15 protein-coding genes and 2 tRNA genes are annotated in these 18924 nt (G+C 69.9%); 9 read left to right on the forward strand and 8 right to left on the reverse strand.

Translation table 11 applies throughout. The features are described 5' to 3' along the window. Positions 1 to 283: 283 nt before the first annotated feature. Positions 284 to 2482, forward strand: coding sequence for a helix-turn-helix domain-containing protein (locus tag ACZ7PG_RS29535; RefSeq protein WP_470242307.1), 2199 nt, complete (start codon positions 284 to 286; stop codon positions 2480 to 2482). Here the strand turns inward: ACZ7PG_RS29535 and ACZ7PG_RS29540 are convergent, their stop codons facing one another. Then, positions 2483 to 2737, reverse strand: a complete 255-nt coding sequence (locus ACZ7PG_RS29540; RefSeq protein WP_470242308.1) for a hypothetical protein — start codon at positions 2735 to 2737, stop codon at positions 2483 to 2485. It abuts the gene before it with no gap. Between the two features lie 280 nt (positions 2738 to 3017). On the opposite strand from ACZ7PG_RS29540, the gene ACZ7PG_RS29545 reads away from it, so the two are divergent. Further along, positions 3018 to 3176, forward strand: coding sequence for a hypothetical protein (locus tag ACZ7PG_RS29545; RefSeq protein WP_470242309.1), 159 nt, complete (start codon positions 3018 to 3020; stop codon positions 3174 to 3176). Between the two features lie 16 nt (positions 3177 to 3192). On the opposite strand, the gene ACZ7PG_RS29550 is transcribed toward ACZ7PG_RS29545, so the two are convergent. The 4 genes from ACZ7PG_RS29550 to ACZ7PG_RS29565 all read right to left on the reverse strand — a co-directional run bounded on the left by ACZ7PG_RS29550 (position 3193) and on the right by ACZ7PG_RS29565 (position 6441). Next, positions 3193 to 3816, reverse strand: a complete 624-nt coding sequence (locus ACZ7PG_RS29550; RefSeq protein ID WP_470242310.1) for a TetR/AcrR family transcriptional regulator — start codon at positions 3814 to 3816, stop codon at positions 3193 to 3195. Positions 3817 to 3830: 14 nt separating this feature from the next. Then, positions 3831 to 5234, reverse strand: a complete 1404-nt coding sequence (locus ACZ7PG_RS29555; protein ID WP_470242311.1) for an MFS transporter — start codon at positions 5232 to 5234, stop codon at positions 3831 to 3833. A gap of 107 nt (positions 5235 to 5341) precedes the next feature. Then, on the reverse strand, positions 5342 to 6202 hold the full coding sequence (locus ACZ7PG_RS29560) for an alpha/beta fold hydrolase (RefSeq protein WP_470242312.1): 861 nt from the start codon (positions 6200 to 6202) through the stop codon (positions 5342 to 5344). A gap of 156 nt (positions 6203 to 6358) precedes the next feature. After that, positions 6359 to 6441 (reverse strand) — tRNA-Tyr (locus ACZ7PG_RS29565). A gap of 258 nt (positions 6442 to 6699) precedes the next feature. On the opposite strand from ACZ7PG_RS29565, the gene mdlC reads away from it, so the two are divergent. After that, on the forward strand, positions 6700 to 8286 hold the full coding sequence (gene mdlC / locus ACZ7PG_RS29570; RefSeq protein WP_470242313.1) for a benzoylformate decarboxylase: 1587 nt from the start codon (positions 6700 to 6702) through the stop codon (positions 8284 to 8286). An 85-nt stretch (positions 8287 to 8371) separates the two neighbouring features. Here the strand turns inward: mdlC and ACZ7PG_RS29575 are convergent, their stop codons facing one another. Further along, a complete protein-coding gene (locus ACZ7PG_RS29575; RefSeq protein ID WP_470242314.1) occupies positions 8372 to 9379 on the reverse strand; it encodes an ABC transporter substrate-binding protein in 1008 nt (335 codons plus the stop codon). Between the two features lie 469 nt (positions 9380 to 9848). Beyond that, positions 9849 to 9921, reverse strand: a tRNA-Thr gene (locus ACZ7PG_RS29580). Positions 9922 to 10091: 170 nt separating this feature from the next. Here ACZ7PG_RS29580 and ACZ7PG_RS29585 point away from each other — a divergent pair. The 6 genes from ACZ7PG_RS29585 (at position 10092) to ACZ7PG_RS29610 (ending at position 18282) form a co-directional block, all read left to right on the forward strand. After that, entirely contained in the window at positions 10092 to 11591 is a 1500-nt protein-coding gene (locus ACZ7PG_RS29585) for a threonine/serine exporter family protein (RefSeq protein ID WP_470242315.1), read from the forward strand. Between the two features lie 82 nt (positions 11592 to 11673). Next, positions 11674 to 13113, forward strand: a complete 1440-nt coding sequence (locus ACZ7PG_RS29590) for an alpha,alpha-trehalose-phosphate synthase (UDP-forming) (RefSeq protein WP_470242316.1) — start codon at positions 11674 to 11676, stop codon at positions 13111 to 13113. A gap of 36 nt (positions 13114 to 13149) precedes the next feature. After that, positions 13150 to 15681, forward strand: coding sequence for a trehalose-phosphatase (gene otsB, locus ACZ7PG_RS29595; protein WP_470242317.1), 2532 nt, complete (start codon positions 13150 to 13152; stop codon positions 15679 to 15681). A gap of 85 nt (positions 15682 to 15766) precedes the next feature. After that, on the forward strand, positions 15767 to 16294 hold the full coding sequence (locus ACZ7PG_RS29600) for a hypothetical protein (protein ID WP_470242318.1): 528 nt from the start codon (positions 15767 to 15769) through the stop codon (positions 16292 to 16294). Positions 16295 to 16406: 112 nt separating this feature from the next. Continuing rightward, positions 16407 to 16973, forward strand: coding sequence for an ArsR/SmtB family transcription factor (locus ACZ7PG_RS29605; RefSeq protein WP_470242319.1), 567 nt, complete (start codon positions 16407 to 16409; stop codon positions 16971 to 16973). Between the two features lie 49 nt (positions 16974 to 17022). Further along, positions 17023 to 18282 carry an alpha/beta hydrolase family protein gene (locus ACZ7PG_RS29610; protein WP_470242443.1) on the forward strand — a complete coding sequence of 420 codons (1260 nt, stop codon included), beginning with the start codon at positions 17023 to 17025 and terminating at the stop codon, positions 18280 to 18282. Here ACZ7PG_RS29610 and ACZ7PG_RS29615 read toward each other — a convergent pair. Further along, positions 18279 to 18872: a C39 family peptidase gene (locus ACZ7PG_RS29615; protein ID WP_470242320.1), complete on the reverse strand. Its 594-nt coding sequence runs from the start codon at positions 18870 to 18872 to the stop codon at positions 18279 to 18281. The genes ACZ7PG_RS29610 and ACZ7PG_RS29615 overlap by 4 nt on opposite strands. Positions 18873 to 18924: the final 52 nt, after the last annotated feature.

Raw genomic sequence — 18924 nt, forward strand, 5'->3', positions numbered from 1 at the left:
TCCGTAACCGGGAAACAGCGCAGGTCGAACTGGTCAGCACCGTTTCCTCCTGAATGGCAACAGGAAACGCCTTTTCTCGTCGAATTCACCGGGTGAAGCTGGTGACGCCGAAATACCTCGGCGGAACAAGCAATTCGATCCGGAAAGGTGAACGCGATGCACACGCACCTCATCATCGTGCTCGGCCAGCTGGTCTCCCTGCTGGGCTGACCAGGAACAGGCCGGCGGGCCCGGGCCGCCGGCCGTCCTTCCCCCCGATCCCCCAATACAGGATGATTGACCAATGCAGGAATTTGGAGCTGAATTGAAACGTCGACGGACGTCAGTCGGCATGTCACTCACCGGCCTCGCGACCGCCGTACATTTCACCAAGGGCTATCTCAGCAAGGTGGAGAACGGCAAGGCCCGGGTGAACCGGGAGCTGGCCAAGGCCTGCGACCAAGCACTCGACGCCAAGGGAGAACTGCTCGCCCTCGCCGCGGAACCGGGATCGCCCGCACGCCGCAGAGCGGGCGGCATCGCCGGGCTGCCGGACGGCGGCCGCTGGTTCGTCGGCCGGGAAACCGAGCTCGACGCGCTTTCCGCGCTGCTGCTGGACCCGGACGACGCCCGCGTCGGCGTGGTGCACGGAATGGCGGGAGCGGGCAAGACGGCATTGGCCGTCGCCGCGGCCCGGCGGGTCGAGAGCGCCTTCCCCGACGGTTCCCTCTTCTTCGACCTCCGCGGGCACACCCCGGGCGCGAGCGAGCTTTCGCCCGGCGAAGCCCTCGGCCGGCTGCTGCGGCTGCTCGACGTCTCGGCCGACCAGCTGCCCGCCGACGAGGACGGCCTGGCCAACCTGGTCCGCGACCAGCTGCGCAACCGGCGGATGATCCTCGTGTTGGACAACGTGCGGTCCGCCGAACAGATCCGCGCGATCGTCCCGGGTGAGACGTCCTCCCGGATCCTGGTGACCAGCCGCGGGCGGCTCCCCGCGCTCGACGACGCCTGGCACTTCCCGGTCGACGTGCTGCCGCCCGAGGACGCCGTGCGGCTCCTGCGGTCCGTCGCGGGCGAGCACGCGCCGGACGACGAAGGCGTCGCGACCGAGCTCGTCCGGCACTGCGGACGGCTTCCGCTCGCGATTCGCATCGTGGCCGCCCGGTTCGTCGCCGGCGGCTGGACGGCGACCAGACTGCGTGACCGGTTAGCCGACGAGAAGACTCGGCTCGCCGCGCTGGACGACGGCGAACGAAGCGTCGCGACGGCGTTCACCGTTTCCTACGAATCCCTGCCCGGCGACCAGCGGCGGCTGCTCGGCCTGCTCGCCCTCCACCCCGCGACCGCCGCGGAGATCGCCGCCGTCGAAGCGCTCACGGGCCTCGGCCCCGGCGAAGCCGACCGGCTGGTGGACCGCCTGCACGACGCGCACCTGGTGGTCCGCGACGAACGGGGGTACGTCGAGCTCCACGACCTGATGCGGATGTTCGCCTCGACGCACGCGCTTCCCGACGTCGAGCCGGCAGACCGCGAAGTCGCCGTGGGACGGCTGGTCGACCACGCGCTCATGACGACGCTCGCGGCCGACGAACTCGCGGAGCCCTACCGGTTCCGCCCGGCCACCGGTCTCCCGGCCCCGGCCGAAGTTCCGTTCACCGACGCGGAGGGCGCGCTCGCCTGGCTGGCCGCGCAATGGCCGACGCTGGCCGAGATCGTCGATTCGGCGTTCCGGCACGGGTTCCACGACCGCTGCTGGCAGCTCGCTTTCGTGCTCCGCGCGTTCTTCTTCCGGGAGAAGCTGTTCGAGCCGTGGATCCGGACGCACGAGCGCGCGCTCGAGGCCGCGCGAGCGACCGGCGACCTGAGTGCGACCGGGATGATCCTCAACAACCTGGGCATGGCCCACATCGAGTCGGGTCGCGTCGACGAAGCGATCCGATTCCACCAGCAGGCCCAGGAGTGCTTCGCCGAGGCCCTCGACGACCGCGGCGCGATCGACGCACTGTCCAGCCTGGCGTGGGCGCGCCTGTACCGCGGCGAAGCCGAAGCGACGTTGACCGACCTGACGACGGTGTTGAACGTCTACCGTCGGACCGGCCGCACCCGGAACGTGGTCATCGCCCTGCGCGGCATCGCCCTCGCTTCGGCGGCGTTGGACCGGTTTCCCGAGGCGCTGTCCAGCGCACGCGAGGCCGTCGAGCTCGCTCAGCTGCCGGTCGACCGCGCGATGTCGGTCAACGGCGAGGCATGGGTGCACTTCCGCGCCGGGCAGTGGGACGACGCCGAGCGCGGCTATCGCCGAGCGGCCGAGCTGGCAGACGACGCGGGCAGCGAGTACGAGCACGCGCGGGCGTTGACGGGCCTGGGCAACACGGCAGCAGGCCGCGGCGACCGCCAGGCGGCGGCCCGCTGGTGGGCGGAGGCCGCCGAATACCGGGTCACGCTCGACCCCACCGTGCTCGGCGAGGCCGCATACCGGAACCGCCTCGCCGAAGCGGCGTGATCAGAAGACGACGAAGAAGATGAGCCGTTTCGCCTGCCAGGTCCAGATTCTCCAGACGTAGCGGAGGGCCAGTGCGGCCAGGACCAGGCCGATGAGCCCGCTGAGGACCGAGCCGTGCCCGAGCAGGACGAACCCGCCGATCGTCAGGACGACGGTCCAGGCTGTCCACAGCAGTCCGTAGCCGACACGGCGGCCCTCGCTGTAGGGCCGGACTTCGGCGGTCCGGCCGGTGGGTGACTGCGCTTCCGCACTCATGGCGTCTCCTCTTCGGGGGCGAATTCGGCATTCCTGCCTTGCAGTCGCCGCGCCGGCGGAACGCGTTGCCAAGGCCCGCGCATTGTCGGGCTTCTGACGCGTTCAGCAGGAACCAAGCCTTTTACCGGTCGGATTCTCACCATCGACGCCCACGCGTGATCAGCGTTTCCGACCTTCTTGGGCAACGGAAACGCCTTGTAGCAACAGACTTCCGGCGCGCACCATTGATGCAGTCCCGAATTCCGCGAAAACGCGAAATCCCCATTTCGAGGAGCCTGCCATGATGGTCGTCTGTTCTTTTTCCGCTCTTGTCCGCGCCGCGCTTTTCCTCGTCGGGCTGGCGCTGGTCGCCGGTGTGGCGCTGGCTGGCCCCAGCGCGCCGGCGAGCACGCCCGGTCAGGGGCCGGCGGTCGCCACCTCCGAGCCCGTCGAGCACTGATGCCCGGCGCGAGCCGCTACTGCCCCAGGTGCTCGACGAGCTTGGCCAGCTGGTCGGCGTACCGCCGCACGAAGTCGGGCGAGTCCGGGGCGGCCCCGGTCAGCCCCTCGGCGATGTGCGGCAGGGTCACCGGCGCCATCGCCGCCGCCATCAGCAGCACCGTCAGGCAGGCCGGGTCGACCCACTCGGGCAGGTTCCCGGCGGCCTTCATGGCCGCGATCTGCTCGACCGTCCCGGCCAGGCGCCGCGTCCTCGGCTCGTTGTCGGGATCCGTCTCGGCGCTCTCGTACTCCAGGCCGGACCACGCCACCAGCCGCATCCCGTCGCGGCCCGTCACACCCTCCAGCGCGTGCTGCCGCACCTGCTCCGACAGCGGCATGTCGGGTGCGACGAGCTCGCGCTGCCGCTCGGTCCACTGCTCCGACAACGCCCGGTACAGGCCTTCCTTGCCGTCGAAGTAGTACGAAATCAGCTGCTGGTTCACCCCGGCGCGGCCCGCGATCGACGCGATCCGCGCGCCCGCGTACCCCTTCGCCGCGAACTCCGCCCCCGCCGCCTCCAGGATCAGCCGGCGGGTGCGCTCCGGATCCCGTTGCCGCTCCTGGGGTTTCGGCGAACGGCGAGGCTTCGAGGCGGTCACGCCGCGACTATACGTCAACCAACCGCTTGACTCTGCGGAACAGAAGGGTGACGAGCCGGCAGCGCCGTCGTCAGCGCGAGCGCCAGCACCAGCACCCCGGCGCTGACCGCGAGCGCGCCCGCCGTCGCGGACGCGTACCCGCCGTCCAGTCGGCCGAAGAACACCGTGCCGAACACCGCGATCCCGGTCGCCGTGCCGAGCTGGACGGTCGTGTTCACGACGCCGGACGCCGCGCCGGCCTGCTCCGGCCGGATCTCCGCCATCGCCGTGCCGAACAGCGCGTTCAGCACCGCGCCCATGCCGAGTCCGACACCGATCACGGGCACCAGCAGCGCCCACCCGCTCAAGGCGGCGCCCTGCTCCACCACGAGAACGGCGACGGCGACCAGGCTCACCAGCAACACCGCGACGGCGCCCGCGGCGAACTTCCGCCCGAGCGCCGGGGCGAGCCGCATGGCGAGAACGTTGCCCGCGACGATGCCGAGCGTCGACGGCGCGAACGTCAGCGCCGCCTCCCACGGCGAGAACCCGAGGCCCAGCTGCAGGTGCAGCGTCAGGATGAAGAAGACGCCGACCCCGGTGTTGACGCAGAACAGGACCGCCTGGCTGCCGGCGAGCCGCTTCACCAGGTCCGGCGGGACCAGCGGTTCGCCGCCGCGGCGAGCCTGGATCCGCTGGTGCAGCACGAAAACGCCGAACAGCGGGACCGCGGCGACCAGCAGTCCGATGGACCAGGCCGGCCAGCCCAGCTCGCGCCCCTGCACCAGCGGGTAGAACACGGCGAAGAGCGCCGCGGTCAGCAACGCGAGGCCGCCGAGGTCCAGTCGGCGCCGGAGGAACCCGGGCCGGCTCGGCATGGTCACGGCCGTCCCGGCCAGCGCGAGCACGCCGACGGGCACGTTCACCAGGAAGATCGCGCGCCAGCCGGTACCGAACAGGTCGGCCTGGGTCAGCGCGCCGCCGAGCAGCGGTCCGGCGAGCCCGCCGACCGGGAACGCGCCCGCGTACCAGGCCATCGCCTTCGGGCGCTCCCGCTCGTCGAACTCCGCGTGGATGAACGAAAGCACCTGCGGCACCATCAGCCCGGACCCGACGCCCTGCACCCCGCGCGCGGCGATCAGCACGCCGACGTGCCCGGCGAGCCCGGCGGCCAGCGACGCGGCGGTGAACACGAGCATCCCGGCCACGAACAGCTTCTTCGTGCCGTGGCGGTCGCCCAGGCGGCCGCCGGTGATCAGCGTCAGCGCGAACCCGAGCGCGTATCCGGCCGAAATCCACTGCAGCGCGGCGTCTCCGGTGCCGAGCTCACGTTGGACGGTCGGCAGCGCGACCGCGACGATCTGGTTGTCGATCATGTCCACCAGGACGGCCAGCACGGCGACCGCCAGTGCCCACCACCTGAGCGCGTGCTTCTCCACGACGTCCCCCCTTGCCCCACCGGCCTAGCCCGACGCAGCAATAATCAGCCAGTCGACGTACTCTGTCAACTAGTTGTTTGATTGGGTCAGTCGTCGAGATGGAAGGATCAGGTTTCGAGGACCTCCCGGAGCTTCTGCGCGAAGGCTTCGGGCTGGCCGGCGTAGCCGTAGTCGCCGCCGAGGAAGCCGCCGTGGTGGCTGGGGAACACCACCGCCTCCTGGCCGAGGCGTTCGGCGGTGGCGAGCGCGGTGTGTCCGGTCATGACGTCGACGGACTCTTCGCCCACCGCGATCACGACCCGCGTCGGCGCCGCGTTCAGCGCGTCGACGTCCAGCCGGTAAGCCGTGACCGCCAAGGAGCGGTCGGACAGCAACGGGTCGTCGCGGCGGCCGTCGTCTTCGGTCGGCATGCCGAACTGGGCCGGGTCCGCCGCGGGCAGCGCGAAGTAGTCGTCGGTGAATTCACCCTTCCACGAGGTCATCGTGATGAAGGCGGCCATGCCGGCGCCGAAGCCCCGAGCCAGGTAGGCGTCCCGCATGGCCTTCCCGGCCCGCTCGGCGGCGGCAGCATCGGGCAACACCCCGACAAGCGGCGGCTCGTGCGCGACGAGGGTGCTGACGTCATCGGGATAGGCGGTGACGAGCGCGAGCGAGGCGATGGCGCCCCCGCTGCTCCCGAACACCTCGACCGGGCCGGCGCCGAGAGCCTGGATGACGCGGTGAAGGTCACCCGCTTGGGTGGCGGGAACGTGGTCTTCCCGCCCGTCTTTGCGGACGCTGCGCCCGAGCCCGCGCGGGTCGTAGGTGACGACGGTCCGGTCGGGGAAGTACGAGGCGAGGGTGGTGAACCCGCTCGCGTCCATGGGTTGCCCGACCATCAGCAGCGGTGGCCCGGAGCTGTCAGCGGGCCCGCGGATGTCGTAGACGACGTCGGCCTCGGGCGTTTCCAGTACGTGCGTGGTGGTCATGGTTCCTCCCCTGGTCCGGGACTCGGGGGAAGCGTAAACCGGGGTACCGACAGTTCCGGCGTTCCGCACGGTGGCAGGGTGGTCGCGCGCCGTGGTGTCGATCCACGTGGGCGGGGCTCATGAGGCCCTGCTGGTTGCCGAACCGCGCGCGTTGAGTGGTGGAGGAGGGAGTCGAACCCTCTGTGCCACAAGGACGTCCGGGTTACAGCCGGCTGGAGCTCCACAGCTCCGTCTCCACCGGATCGCCGGGCACGCAAGAGAAAGCCGCCCTGACCGGTTTCCCGATGGGCGGCTCCGCGAGCACGATGACGCGCTACGTCACGACGGAGGGCCCTTGTGTTCCCACATATAGATCACGACGGCTCCTCGACTCGCTTGGTGTGAAAGCATCCTCGCTCACCCCGTCGAGGCAAGTCAACGCAATAACGCACGGCGTCTTGACCGGCGGCGGCCCTTTGGGGGATTTCCTTCGCAAGACTAAGCGTTAATCTGTCGGCATGATCAAGCGCACGGTCCTGGACGCCACTCGCGAACTCCTCCGAGAACTCGGCCTCACCACGGTCTTCGGCAACCCCGGCACCACCGAAGTCCCCTTCCTCACCGACTGGCCCGACGACTTCGACTACGTCCTCGGCCTTCAGGAATCCTCGGTCGTGGCCATGGCCGACGCCTACGCGCAGGCCACCCGCCACCCCGTTCTCGTCAACCTGCACTCCGCCGGCGGCGTCGGCCACGGGCTCGGCAGCCTCTACACCGCCTACCGCAACCGGACGCCGCTGATCATCATCGCCGGACAGCAAAGTCGCGCTCTCCTTCCGCACGAACCCTTCCTCGGTGCCGTCGACGCCCCCGAATTCCCCAAGCCGTACGTGAAGTGGTCCATCGAACCCGCCACCGCCGAAGACGTCCCGGCCGCGCTCTCCCGGGCTTTCCACGTCGCGACGCAGGCGCCGTCCGGGCCGGTCTTCCTGTCCGTTCCCGCCGATGACTGGACCGCCACCACCGAACGCCCCGCCATCTCCCGGCCGCGCATCCGTGGCTACGCACCGGATCCCGAGGCGGTCGACGAGCTCGTGGCCGCGCTCGAAGCGAGTGAGCGGCCCGCGATCGTCGTCGGTGGCGCCGTCGACCAGGACTCGGCCGTCGTCGAGACCGTCGCGCTCGCCGAACGGCTGAACGCCGGTGTGTTCGTCGCGCCCATGTCGTTCCGGTGCTCCTTCCCCGAGAACCACCCGCTGTTCCAAGGCTTCCTCGATCCCGAACGCGGCGCGATCTCCGACAAGCTCGCCGCCCACGACCTCGTCGTCGTGCTCGGGGCGCCCGCCTTCACCTACCACGTCGACCGCGGACGGGGAGACGCTCCGCTGCCGCCGCTGTTCATCGTCAGCGACGACGAGCAGATCCTCGCCCGCGCCGCCGAAGGCACCGGCATCCGCACCACGCCGAAGCTCGGCATCCGCGCCCTGCTCGACGCCGTTCCCCAAAGCGAACGGCCCGCGCCGGCCCCGCGCGAACGTCCCGCGAAGCCCACCGGCGAGACGCTCACCGGCGAGTACGTCTACTCGACACTCGCGGACCTGTTGCCGGACAACGCGATCGTCGTCGAAGAGGCGCCGAGCCACCGCGGGATCCTGCACGACCACCTGCCGATCACGCACACCGACACGGGCTTCTTGACGATCGCCAGCGGCACGCTCGGCTACGGCGTCCCGGGTGCGGTCGGCGCGGCACTCGCCCGCCCGGACCGCAAGGTCGTCGGCGTCGTCGGGGACGGCTCCAGCATGTACGGCATCCAGGCACTGTGGACGGCCGCCCGTCAGGACCTCCCCGTCACCATCGTGATCATCGACAACACGGAGTACGCGGCCGTCCGCCTCTTCGGCGACTCGATCGGCGTCGCGAAACTGCCGGGCACCGCGCTGGGCGGCATCGACTTCGCCGCGCTGGCCTCGAGCCTGGGCTGCCAGGGCGTGACGATCACCGAGCCGTCCGGCCTGATCCCCGGCCTCACCGCGGCACTGGACGACAAGCGCCCGACGCTGGTGCACATCCGGGTCGTCTCGTCGGAGAAGTCGCCCTACTGACCAAGCCCCGCAACGAAAAAGCCTGGCCGGCTTCCTCTCGGAGCGAGAGGGAGCCGGCCAGGCCGTGGAACGTTTTGGCGGTGGATCAGGTAGTCGCCTGCGGGGCGATCATCGCCGCGGCGTCGACCTTGGTCGTGATCGCGCCCATCTGGAGCATCAGGTCGGGCACCCGCTGCAGGCGCCGGGCGTCCAGCGTGGCACCGAAGCTGGGCAGGCTGAGCAGCTTGGACGAGTCCTCGTCGATCTTCGCGTACTTCACCAGCAGCGGCTCGATCTTGGACCGGTCACGGTTCGTCTCGCTGGTCGCCTTCTGCAGGGCGCGCTGGAAGGCCGCGAGGGTCTTCGGGTTCGCCTGCACCCACTTCGAGGACGCGCCGTAGCCCGACAGCGGGAAGTCCTGCGTCGCGCCGGTGTTGACGTCGATCACCGGGATCGCGCCCGCGGTCTTGGCGGCCTGCGAGAGGAACGGCTCGGGCAGCAGGGCCGCGTCGACCTGACCCTGCGCCAGCGCCGCCGCGACGTTCGGGAACGGCATCGGGACCCAGTTCACCTTCTCGATGTCGACGCCGTGGTCCTTCATCAGCGACTTGGCCAGCAGGTCGCTCGCCGTGTTGCGGGCGGTCATCGCGATCCGCTTGCCGGCGAGGTCGTTGACCGTCTTCACCGGCGAGTTCGGCGCGGTGACGATCGCGACGGACTTCGGGCTGACCGAGGTCGCGTCCGCGACGAGCTGGATGTCGGCCGCGCCTGTGCTCTTCGCGACGAAGAACGGCATGTAGCTAGAGATCGCGATGTCGGTTTCGCCGGAAACCGCCTTCGTCAGTGCCGCCTGGCCACTCGCGGCCATGACGGCCTCGACCTCGAGGCCCTCGGCCTTGAAGAAGCCGGCGTCCTGGGCGAGCCACAACGGAGCGGTGTCGACGGTGGGCAGGATCGCGACCTTGATCTTCGTCTTTTCCAAGCCGCCGCCGGTCGACGACGCGTTCGAGTCGCTCGAGCCGAGCGCGCTGCAGCCGGTGAGGGCAGTGGCGGCTGCGACGGTGAGGGCGAGCCCGAGCGCGGCGCGGCGAGTGCGCACCCGGCCACTGCTCATGGCGTTTCCAAGCAAGGCCTGCTCCTTGTTCAAAAAGGTGACGGTTCGTGAACCGAATCCGATGGAAGTGCGTGACTCGATCTCCGGAGTCACGCGGGCCACTGTAGAGAAGGTGACCGCTTGCTCACAACGGGTGCGATCAACACCCAAGAGGGTGACTCGCATCACTCTTTTGGCCTCTGGTCTAGGCCGGCTACTCCACACGTCGTAGCCGTTCACCCAGCGTAGGACCCAGATCTGGAATATGAGATGACAAGAACTGACCCGACCGGACGAGCGCGACAAGGGTGCTCACGCTGTCACACCAGCGGGATCGATTTCACCGGCCGGTGAGCACTTCGGACATTTCAGCGAGACAACCGGCGCGCTCGATCGCCATCGACAATTTCGATCCGGACACTCCGCGTGATCGGATCCGGGCTCGCTTCGCACCGGTCGATGAGGTCGCCCGGAATTCACGGGCGTTCGGAGCCGCCAAGGGGGCTCGAACCCCTGACCTTCTGTTTACAAGACAGATGCTCTACCAGCTGAGCTATAGCGGCGTGGCGCGTGAAGCGCCGCAGCCAGTGTATCGGGCCATCCAGAAGATCTCCCCGAGAGGCATGATCCCCAGCTCCAGGCCACTATGGAGCAACGTGGTGCACGCCACTGCAACAGTGGACACACCCGCGTCGATGGTCCGGGAGAGAGACGTAGAGCGAGGAGGTGGATCTTGAAGATCAACGAGCGCACCAACGGGGGCACCACGACCAGATGGCCCCTCCTCGAACCTCCCGAACAACGTCCCCGGGCCCACCGCCCGAACCTCCTCAAGCGCCGCCCCTGGCACGTCCTCGAAGCACCCACCGGTGAGTTCCCCGCCGTCGACGCCGACGCGGCCATGGGGCCGCAGCTGCCCGACGAGGCCACCGTCAACTTCGTCCTCGACCTGAGCCTGCGCATCGGCGAGGTCCAGATGGCGAGCGGCGCCGGCGCCTCCGACGTCACCGCGACGATCATCGCCATCGCCGCCGCGCTCGGGCTGCCGCACTGCGAGGTCGACGTCATCTTCACCTCGATCACCGTCACCTGTCACCGGGGCAGTGACCTCTCGCCCGTCACGGCGCTGCGCGTCGTGCGGAGCCGGAGCCTCGACTACACGCGGCTGACCGAGACCGAGAAGCTGATCCGGCAGATCGTGCGCGGGAACGTCGGTGCCGAGCAGGCGCAGACCGAGCTGGAGCGGATCACCTCGGCGAAGCACCCGTACCCGCGCTGGGTCGCGACGCTCGCCTGGGGCGGCCTCGCCGTCTTCATCACCGTCCTGCTCGGCGGCGGCCTCGACGTCGCGCTGGTCGCGGGCGTGATCAGCGCCGGGATCGACCGGCTCGGCCGGCTGCTCAACCGCTATTCGCTGCCGTTCTTCTTCCAGCAGGTGGTCGGCGGCCTGTTCGCGACGCTGTCGGCGATGGCCATCGTGAGCAGCGGCCTCCTCACGACCGACCGGCCGACGCTCGTCGTCGCCGCCGCGGTCACCGTGCTGCTGTCGGGGCTCTCCACCGTCTCGGCGGTGCAGGACGCCATCACCGGCTACAACGTCACCGCCGCCGGCCGCACCATGGAAACCGCGCTGATGTCGGCCGGGCTGATCGCCGGGGTCGTGCTGGCCCTGCGGATCGCCGTCCTGCTCGAACTGCCGCTCACGCCGCTGCCGGAGGTCGCCAGCTCGACGCCGCAGCACCTGCCGCAGGTCATCATCGGCGGCGCCGGTGCCTCGGCCTGCTTCGCGCTCGCCTCGTACTCCAAGATGCGCGCGATGCTGGTCGCGGCGGCGGCCGGGACCATCGGCGCCGCCGTCTACGGCACGCTCATGCTGTCCACGCTGGACGGCGTCAGCTCGTCCGCGATCGCCGCGACGCTCGTCGGTTTCTGCGGCGGTGTGCTCGCCCGGCGGCTCGGGGTTACTCCACTGGTGGTCGCCGTGTCCGGGATCACTCCGCTGCTTCCGGGGCTGTCGACCTACCGCGGTCTGTATCAGATCGGGGTCGAGCCCGGCGGGAACATCTCGACGCTCATGACGGCCGTCGCGATCGGGCTTGCGCTGGCAGCGGGCGTGGTACTCGGCGAATGGCTCGCCCAGCCGGTACGGACCGGCCTGGGCAGGCTCGAGCGACGGTTCGCCGGACCACGCATGGCTGGTCCGCTCGAAGCCGCCGATCGACGCTTGGAGTAACCCGACGGTCACCGGCTGTTCATCGCTCACGCGATAGGGTTTCACTCTGGGGCCGCGACCCGGGACGCGAGGAGCATCAGACGTGACTGAACAGGAGAACGGGAACCAGGCCGACTTCGTCGTGGTGGCGAACCGGCTACCGGTCGACCTCGAACGCAGCAGCGACGGCGAGCGCCGCTGGACGGCCAGCCCGGGCGGTCTGGTGTCCGCCCTCGAGCCGTTCCTGCGGTCGCGGAAGGGGGCCTGGGTCGGCTGGCCGGGCATCCCCGACGTCGACGTGGAGGAGTTCGACGACGACGGCCTCGTCCTGCACCCGGTCTCGCTGAGCGCGGACGAGGTCCGCGACTACTACGAGGGCTTCTCCAACGCCACGCTCTGGCCGCTCTACCACGACGTCGTCGAGCGCCCGGTGTTCGACCGGGTCTGGTGGAACAGCTACGTCAAGGTGAACCAGCGGTTCGCGAAGGCCAGCGCCGAGGTCGCCGCCCAGGGCGCGACCGTCTGGATCCAGGACTACCAGCTGCAGCTGGTGCCGGCGATGCTGCGCGAGCTCAGACCGGACCTGCGCATCGGCTTCTTCCTGCACATCCCGTTCCCGCCGGTCGAGCTGTTCATGCAGATGCCGTGGCGCGCCGCGATCATCCGCGGCCTCACCGGCGCCGACCTCGTCGGCTTCCACCGCCCCGGCGGGGCGCAGAACTTCCTCTGGCTGTGCCGCCAGCTGATCGGCCTCGAATCGACGCGCGGCGCGGTCGGCGTCCGGTCGCGGCCGGGCACCATGCAGGTCGGCGACCGGACGGTCCGGGTCGGCGCCTTCCCCATCTCCATCGACGCCGCCGGGCTCGACACCCTCGCCCGCACAAAGGGCGTCCAGGAGCGGGCCGCGCAGCTGCGGCGCGACCTCGGCAACCCCAAGACCGTCCTGCTGGGCGTCGACCGCCTCGACTACACCAAGGGCATCGACCTGCGGCTGCAAGCGCTGCACGAGCTGCTGCACGAGGGCAGGCTGCAGCCGGATGACGTCACGTTCGTCCAGCTGGCCACCCCCAGCCGCGAGCGCGTCGAGCACTACCAGCGGATGCGCGGCGAGATCGAGCAGATGGTCGGGCGGATCAACGGCGAGTTCTCCCGCGTCGGCCACCCGGTCGTGCACTACCTGCACCAGTCGGTCGATCGCACCGAGCTGGCCGCTTTCTTCACGGCGGCGGACGTCATGGTCGTGACGCCGCTGCGTGACGGGATGAACCTCGTCTGCAAGGAGTACGTCGCCGCCCGGCACGACCTCGGGGGCGCGCTGGTGCTGAGCGAGTTCGCCGGCGCGGCCGCCGAGCTCTCTAGCGCATTCCTCGTCAACCCCCACGACCTGGACGGGGTGAAGGACGCTTTAGTAGCTGCCATTACGCTCGACCCGGCTGAGGGCCGTCGCCGGATGCGCGCCATGCGTCGCCAGGTCCTCACGCACGATGTCGATCGTTGGGCGCGCTCTTTCCTACAGGCTCTGGGTGCCGAAGCGGTCGATTAGCCCGAACGACCACGCACGAGCTCCTGAGGAGGAGTGTTGACTGCCGAGGCCCTGCCCGCCGAGTTGCGGCGCGCGATCGTCCAGATCGCCCGTACTCCGCGTCTGCTGGTCGCTTGCGACTACGACGGCACGCTGGCACCCATCACGCTCAACCCGGACGAGGCACGCCCGCTGCCCGAGTCCGTCGGGGCCCTCAGATCGCTCGCCGGTCTGCACGAGACCACCACGGCGGTCATCTCCGGCCGCGCGCTGCGTGACCTCGCGACGCTCTCCCGGCTGCCGTCCGAGGTGAACCTCGTGGGCAGCCACGGCTCGGAGTTCGACATCGGCTTCATCCACGCCCTCGACGAGAAGGCGCGGGAGCTGCACCGGCGGCTGGAGGCCGAGCTCGAGCAGCTCGTGCTGGACGTCCCCGGCGTGTCGCTGGAGGTCAAGCCGGCGAGCATCGCGGTGCACGTGCGCCGCGCCGAGCACGAGGCCGGGCGCCGCGTGCTCGCGTCCGTCCACTCCGGACCGTCCACATGGGAGGGCGTGTCGACCACCGACGGCAAGGAGGTGGTCGAGCTCGCGGTCGTCCAGACGGACAAGGGACGCGCGCTCGACATCCTGCGCCACCAGGTCGGCGCCACCGCGGCGATCTTCCTCGGCGACGACGTCACCGACGAGAAGGCCTTCGCCCGCCTGTCCGGCCCGGACCTGGGCATCAAGGTCGGCGACGGCGAGACGCTCGCCGGGTTCCGCGTGCCGGACACCGTCGACGTCGCACTGGTCCTCGGCTTCCTGCTGGAGGAGCGGCGCAACTGGCTCTACGGCGAGTCGGCCCCGCCCATCGAGCGGCTGTCGATGCTGGCCAACGAGCGCTCGGTCGCGCTGATCACGCCGGACGCCAAGCTGACCTGGCTCTGTCACCCGGGGCCGGACGCGCCCGCGGTGTTCGCGGACCTGCTCGGCGGCGAAGGCGCGGGCCACTTCTCCATCAAGCCGCACCGCAACGGCCTCCCGCTCGGCCAGCGCTACCTGCCGAACACGATGACGGTCGAGACGCGCTGGTCGCGCCTGCTCGTCACCGACTACCTCGAGCCGGAGAGCCCGCAGCACCGCACGGACCTGATCCGCGTCATCTCGGGCGAGGCGGTGGCGAGCGTCAAGTTCGCGCCGCGCCCCGAGTTCGGTGGCGTGCCGGTCAAGCTGGAGATCACCGAGGGCGGCCTGCGGGTGCTCGGCACGTCGGAGCCGTTCGTGCTCTACTCGCCGGGCGTCGAGTGGACCCTCACCTCCGACGGCCTCCACGACACCGCCACCGCGCTGGTCCAGCCGACGCCGACCCAGTCCGTCGTGCTGGAACTGCGCTGCGGCACCACGGACCTCGGCGAGCACGAACTGTCCGAAGTGGAACGCCGCGACCGCGCGGGCCGCTACTGGAGCGAGTGGACGTCCAAGCTCCAGCTGCCGAGGGTGCAGACCGACCTGGTGCTGCGCTCGGCGCTGACCCTGCGCGGCCTGGTCAACACCGACACCGGCGGCGTCCTCGCCGCGGCGACGTCGTCGCTGCCGGAGGAGATCGGCGGCGTCCGCAACTGGGACTACCGCTACTGCTGGATCCGCGACGCCGCGATGACCGTGCGGGAGCTCGCGCACCTGGGCTCGATCGAAGAGGCCGAGGGCTACCTCAAGTGGCTGCACGGCGTGCTCGCCACGCTGGCCGGCCCCGAGCGGCTCCACCCGCTGTACACCCTCGCGGGTGGCGTCATCGGCGCCGAAGCGGTCATCGAGTCCCTGCCCGGTTATGCCGGTTCTCGCCCGGTTCGCGTCGGCAACCTCGCGAACCACCAGGTGCAGCTGGACGTCTTCGGCCCGGTCGTCGAGCTGGTCGGCACGCTCGCCGAGGCGCGCGGCGAACTGCGCGACGAGGACTGGCAGATGGTCCGCGCGATGGCGGAGGCCGTGACCCGGCGCTGGAACGAGCCGGACCACGGGATCTGGGAGGAGCGGCACGTGCCGCGCCACCGGGTCTACTCCCGCGTCATGTGCTGGGTGACCATCGACCGGGCGGTGAAGCTCGGCGAGCAGTACGGCCGGGGCGTCCCGGGCGCCTGGCCGACCCTGCGCGACGAGATCAAGGACGACGTCCTCGAGCACGGCTGGAACGACGAGGTACAGGCCTTCACCACGGCCTACGACGGCACGGACCTGGACGCGGCGTCGCTGTTCGTCGGGCTCACGGGCCTGATCGACCCGGCCGACGAGCGCTTCCAGCAGACGGTGACCGCGATCGAGGCGGAGCTGCGCAGTGGGTCCACTGTGTACCGTTACCGCCGCGACGACGGCCTCCCGGGCGGCGAGGGCGGCTTCCACATCTGCGCGGCGTGGCTGATCGAGGCGTACCTGCTCACCGGGCGGCGCACCGAGGCGCAGGAGCTGTTCGACCAGATCGTCGCGGCCGCCGGCCCGACGGGGCTGCTGCCCGAGCAGTACGACCCCATCGCGGAACGGTCCCTCGGCAATCATCCGCAGGCCTATTCGCACATCGGGCTGATCCGGTGCGCCAACTTGCTGGCCGCGAATTAGCCCTTTCGTACTGAAGTGCCGTCAAGGCCACCTTGCGGGCGTCCGTCGCCCGTAAGGTGGCCTTGACGGCATTCGGAGGTGGTGGATGCAGGGGACGTTCGGTCAGGTCGAGTTCGTGCCGCTACCGCCCCGGTTCGCCGACCGGGTGCGCTGGGGCTCGGTGGTCGTCGGGTGCTCGATGATCGCCGGGATGGTGCTGCTGTTCGGGCTCACGACGTTCCTGCAGGGCATCGTCCACGGTCACGCCTTTCCCGACACCCTGGTCGGAAAAGCCGCGGCGGTGCTGCCCCCGCTGGGCGTGCTGGCGATCTCCATGCTGGTGCTGAGCAGCCGCCGGTGCCTGCGCGGCAACTACCTGGTCGTCGCCAGCGCGGCGTCGGCCCGCAACGCGCTCGTGTTCACGTACGTGCTGACGCTCGTGCTGACTCTCGGGTCGTTCGCGGTCCCGATCGTGTTCCGGGTGTGGCGCGACAGCCCGCAGTTCCGGGCGCCGGACCTGCTCACGACGTTCGCCACGCTCGCCTTCGCCACCATGGGTTTCCTGGCGGGGATGTTCTACGTGCGGCCGTCGGTGCAGACGCTCCGGAAGTTCAGCGACCACCCGATCTGGTGAGCCGCCCGCCGGCCTGACCGTCCACAATGGAGTAGTTCACCCCTGGCACCCGCCCGCCCTGACGTGCACAGATTTCTTTGCACAATTTCCTTTGCATGGCTACAGTGGCGTCATGACCAGCGCTCCACCACCGGAAGAGCTCGACCCGGACGCCCTCAAGGCCGTCACGCACCCGCTGCGCCGCCGGATCCTCGGCGTGTTGTCGGCCGGGCCGGCGACAGCCACGAAGCTCGCCCAAGCCTTGGGCGAGAACAGCGGCGCGACCAGCTACCACCTGCGGGAACTGGCGCGGTTCGGGTTCGTCGAGGACGTCCCGGAGCTCGCGCGGGGCAAAGAACGGTGGTGGCGGACACGGCCGCGGGACATCCGCTGGCCGCGCCGCAGTGAGCAGAGCGCCGAGTCCCAGGTGCTGTTCGACGACATGCAGCGCCAGGGGTTCGAGGACGACCTCGAAAAGCTGAACCGGTTCGCGGAAAAGCGTGACGAGCTTCCCGGCGACTGGCCGGACGCACTGTTCTACGCACGCGGTGGCACTTGGCTCACCGCCGAAGAGCTGCACCAGTTCTGGAACGACTACATGGAGCTGTTCCGCCGGTACTGGCGAGCCGAGGACGACCGGTCACCGGAAGCGCGGCGCGTGCTCGTGCGCCTGCTCGCGTTCCCGGAACCAGGGGAATGACCATGACAGGGGGATTCACATGCGAAGAGGGGCTCTACTACTGGCCGGGGTGATCCTGGCGGTCACCGCGTGGGCACCACCGGCTTCGGCCGCGGACAGCGAGGTGACCTTCACGAACGGCCGGGTGACCTTGCACGGCACCGTCATCGCACCCCCCGGCGGCACGAAGCTGCCGGGCATCGTGATGATCCACGGCTCGGGGGCGCACACTCGCGAGGAATTCCGCGAACAGGCGGAAGCCTTTGCACGGCAAGGCATCGCGACACTCATCTACGACAAGCGCACCGAAGATTACTCACTGCTCGAGCGCTCCTACTCGACACTCGCGGACGACGCGCTGGCGGCGGTCGAGGTCCTGCGCGCACGGCCGGACGTCGATCCGGCGCGGGTCGGTGTCTGGGGGGTGAGCGAGGGCGGCTGGGTCGCGCCACTGGCGGCGTCGAAGTCACCCGACCACGTCGCTTTTGTCGTGACCGTCGGCGCCAACGGCGTCGAGCCGGCGCGGCAGCAGGCGTGGGCGATCGAGAACCAGTTGCGGCGCTTGGGAATGGACGGCTCGATGGTGAAGATGGCGTCGTCGACGATGATGCGTCAGCTTGTCGACAGCGAAGTGTTCCCGGAGGCGCACCACGACTCGGTGGCGGTGCTGAAGAGCCTGCGTCAGCCGGTACTCGGGTTGTGGGGCGCGAAGGATGTCCTGACGCCGCCGGGAGAAGCCCTCCGGATCTTCCAGGATTCGTTGGCGCACCACACGTTGCGGGTCTTCCCGGACGCGCAGCACCAGCTGCGCCGGACCACTGACGGCTACGACAAGCTGCCCGGGTACGCGCCTGGGTACCTGGAGCTCGTGGGCACGTGGGTGAACCACCCGCCCGCCGCGTCCAGCGCCGACGCGCCGCCCGCGCAGGACCGGCAAAGCTTCGAGCTGACCCCGTTGAGCTGGTACGAGTCGACTTGGCTGCAGCTCGCCGTTCTGGTGTTCCTGCTGGTGGCGTTCGGCTTCGGGCTGGGCCGCGGCGCGGCGCGCCCGGCTCGCTGGCTGGCGGCGACCGGGTTGCTCGCGGTGGTCGGCTTCCTGGTCGTGGACGTGCTGATCCAGGTCACCCTGGGCCGGCAGCTGGGCCCGGTGGTCGCGGGACGTCCGTTGCCGTGGCTGGCGTTGCAGCTCCTTTCGCTGGGCGCGGTGGCCGCCGCCATCGGCACGGCGGTGGCGTGGTGGCGGCGCCGCACCCCGCGGCTCGGCGTCCTGCTCGCCGGCGGCGTGGTGTTCGTCCCCTGGGCGGTCTACTGGGGACTGCTGGCGGTTTAGGCGGCGTAGCCCTTCGGCGGGATCAGCGTCGCGAGCTGGTCGAAGCTGAGCCAGTAGAGCTGGTTCCCGCCGAAGTTCGCCGGGTCGGCGATCTTGACGGTCCGGTCGGAGCTGTCGTACCCGATCACCGTGAAGTAGTGGTAGATCGTGTAGTTCGGGTAGCCCGGCGGGTGGTTGTTCGCGGGCGCGACGATGTTGGCGACGATCGCGTACCCGTTGTTGATGTCGAGCACGATGTCGTTCCAGAGCAGGTCGCGCTGGGCCTGGGTCGGCGGGTCGTTCGGCATCTCCTTGGTCTCGTACCAGGAGGTGCCGAGGTCGGCGTTGAGGACGCCGGTGACCTGACCGACCCAGTCCGTGCCGTTGGTGGTCGTGCCGAGCTGCGCCGCGAGGGTGCCCTGGCTCGGCACGTTCCCGGTCCGCGCGGAGATGGCGATCCGCGTGGCGGCCGGGCCACACCAGTAGCCGGTCTCCTGCACCTGGTACTGGATGTTGAGCACGGCTTCGGTGGTGGCCTCGGCGACCGCGGGCAGCGAGACGAGCCCCATGGCGGCGATGAGCGTGACGAATCCCAGCCGGAATCTGCGCATGACGGTCCTTCCCCAGTTGTGACGTCGGTTGGCCAACGCCTCACCGAGGCAT

The organism is Amycolatopsis sp. NPDC114504 (genome assembly GCF_055633595.1).

What these genes read in the sequence shown, in the direction of transcription:
- ACZ7PG_RS29535 (WP_470242307.1), top strand. Translation starts at nt 284, where the DNA reads ATGCAGGAATTTGGAGCTGAATTGAAACGTCGACGGACGTCAGTCGGC.
- ACZ7PG_RS29540 (WP_470242308.1), bottom strand. Translation starts at nt 2,737, where the DNA reads ATGAGTGCGGAAGCGCAGTCACCCACCGGCCGGACCGCCGAAGTCCGG.
- ACZ7PG_RS29545 (WP_470242309.1), top strand. Translation starts at nt 3,018, where the DNA reads ATGATGGTCGTCTGTTCTTTTTCCGCTCTTGTCCGCGCCGCGCTTTTC.
- ACZ7PG_RS29560 (WP_470242312.1), bottom strand. Translation starts at nt 6,202, where the DNA reads ATGACCACCACGCACGTACTGGAAACGCCCGAGGCCGACGTCGTCTAC.
- mdlC (WP_470242313.1), top strand. Translation starts at nt 6,700, where the DNA reads ATGATCAAGCGCACGGTCCTGGACGCCACTCGCGAACTCCTCCGAGAA.
- ACZ7PG_RS29575 (WP_470242314.1), bottom strand. Translation starts at nt 9,379, where the DNA reads ATGAGCAGTGGCCGGGTGCGCACTCGCCGCGCCGCGCTCGGGCTCGCC.
- ACZ7PG_RS29600 (WP_470242318.1), top strand. Translation starts at nt 15,767, where the DNA reads ATGCAGGGGACGTTCGGTCAGGTCGAGTTCGTGCCGCTACCGCCCCGG.
- ACZ7PG_RS29605 (WP_470242319.1), top strand. Translation starts at nt 16,407, where the DNA reads ATGACCAGCGCTCCACCACCGGAAGAGCTCGACCCGGACGCCCTCAAG.
- ACZ7PG_RS29615 (WP_470242320.1), bottom strand. Translation starts at nt 18,872, where the DNA reads ATGCGCAGATTCCGGCTGGGATTCGTCACGCTCATCGCCGCCATGGGG.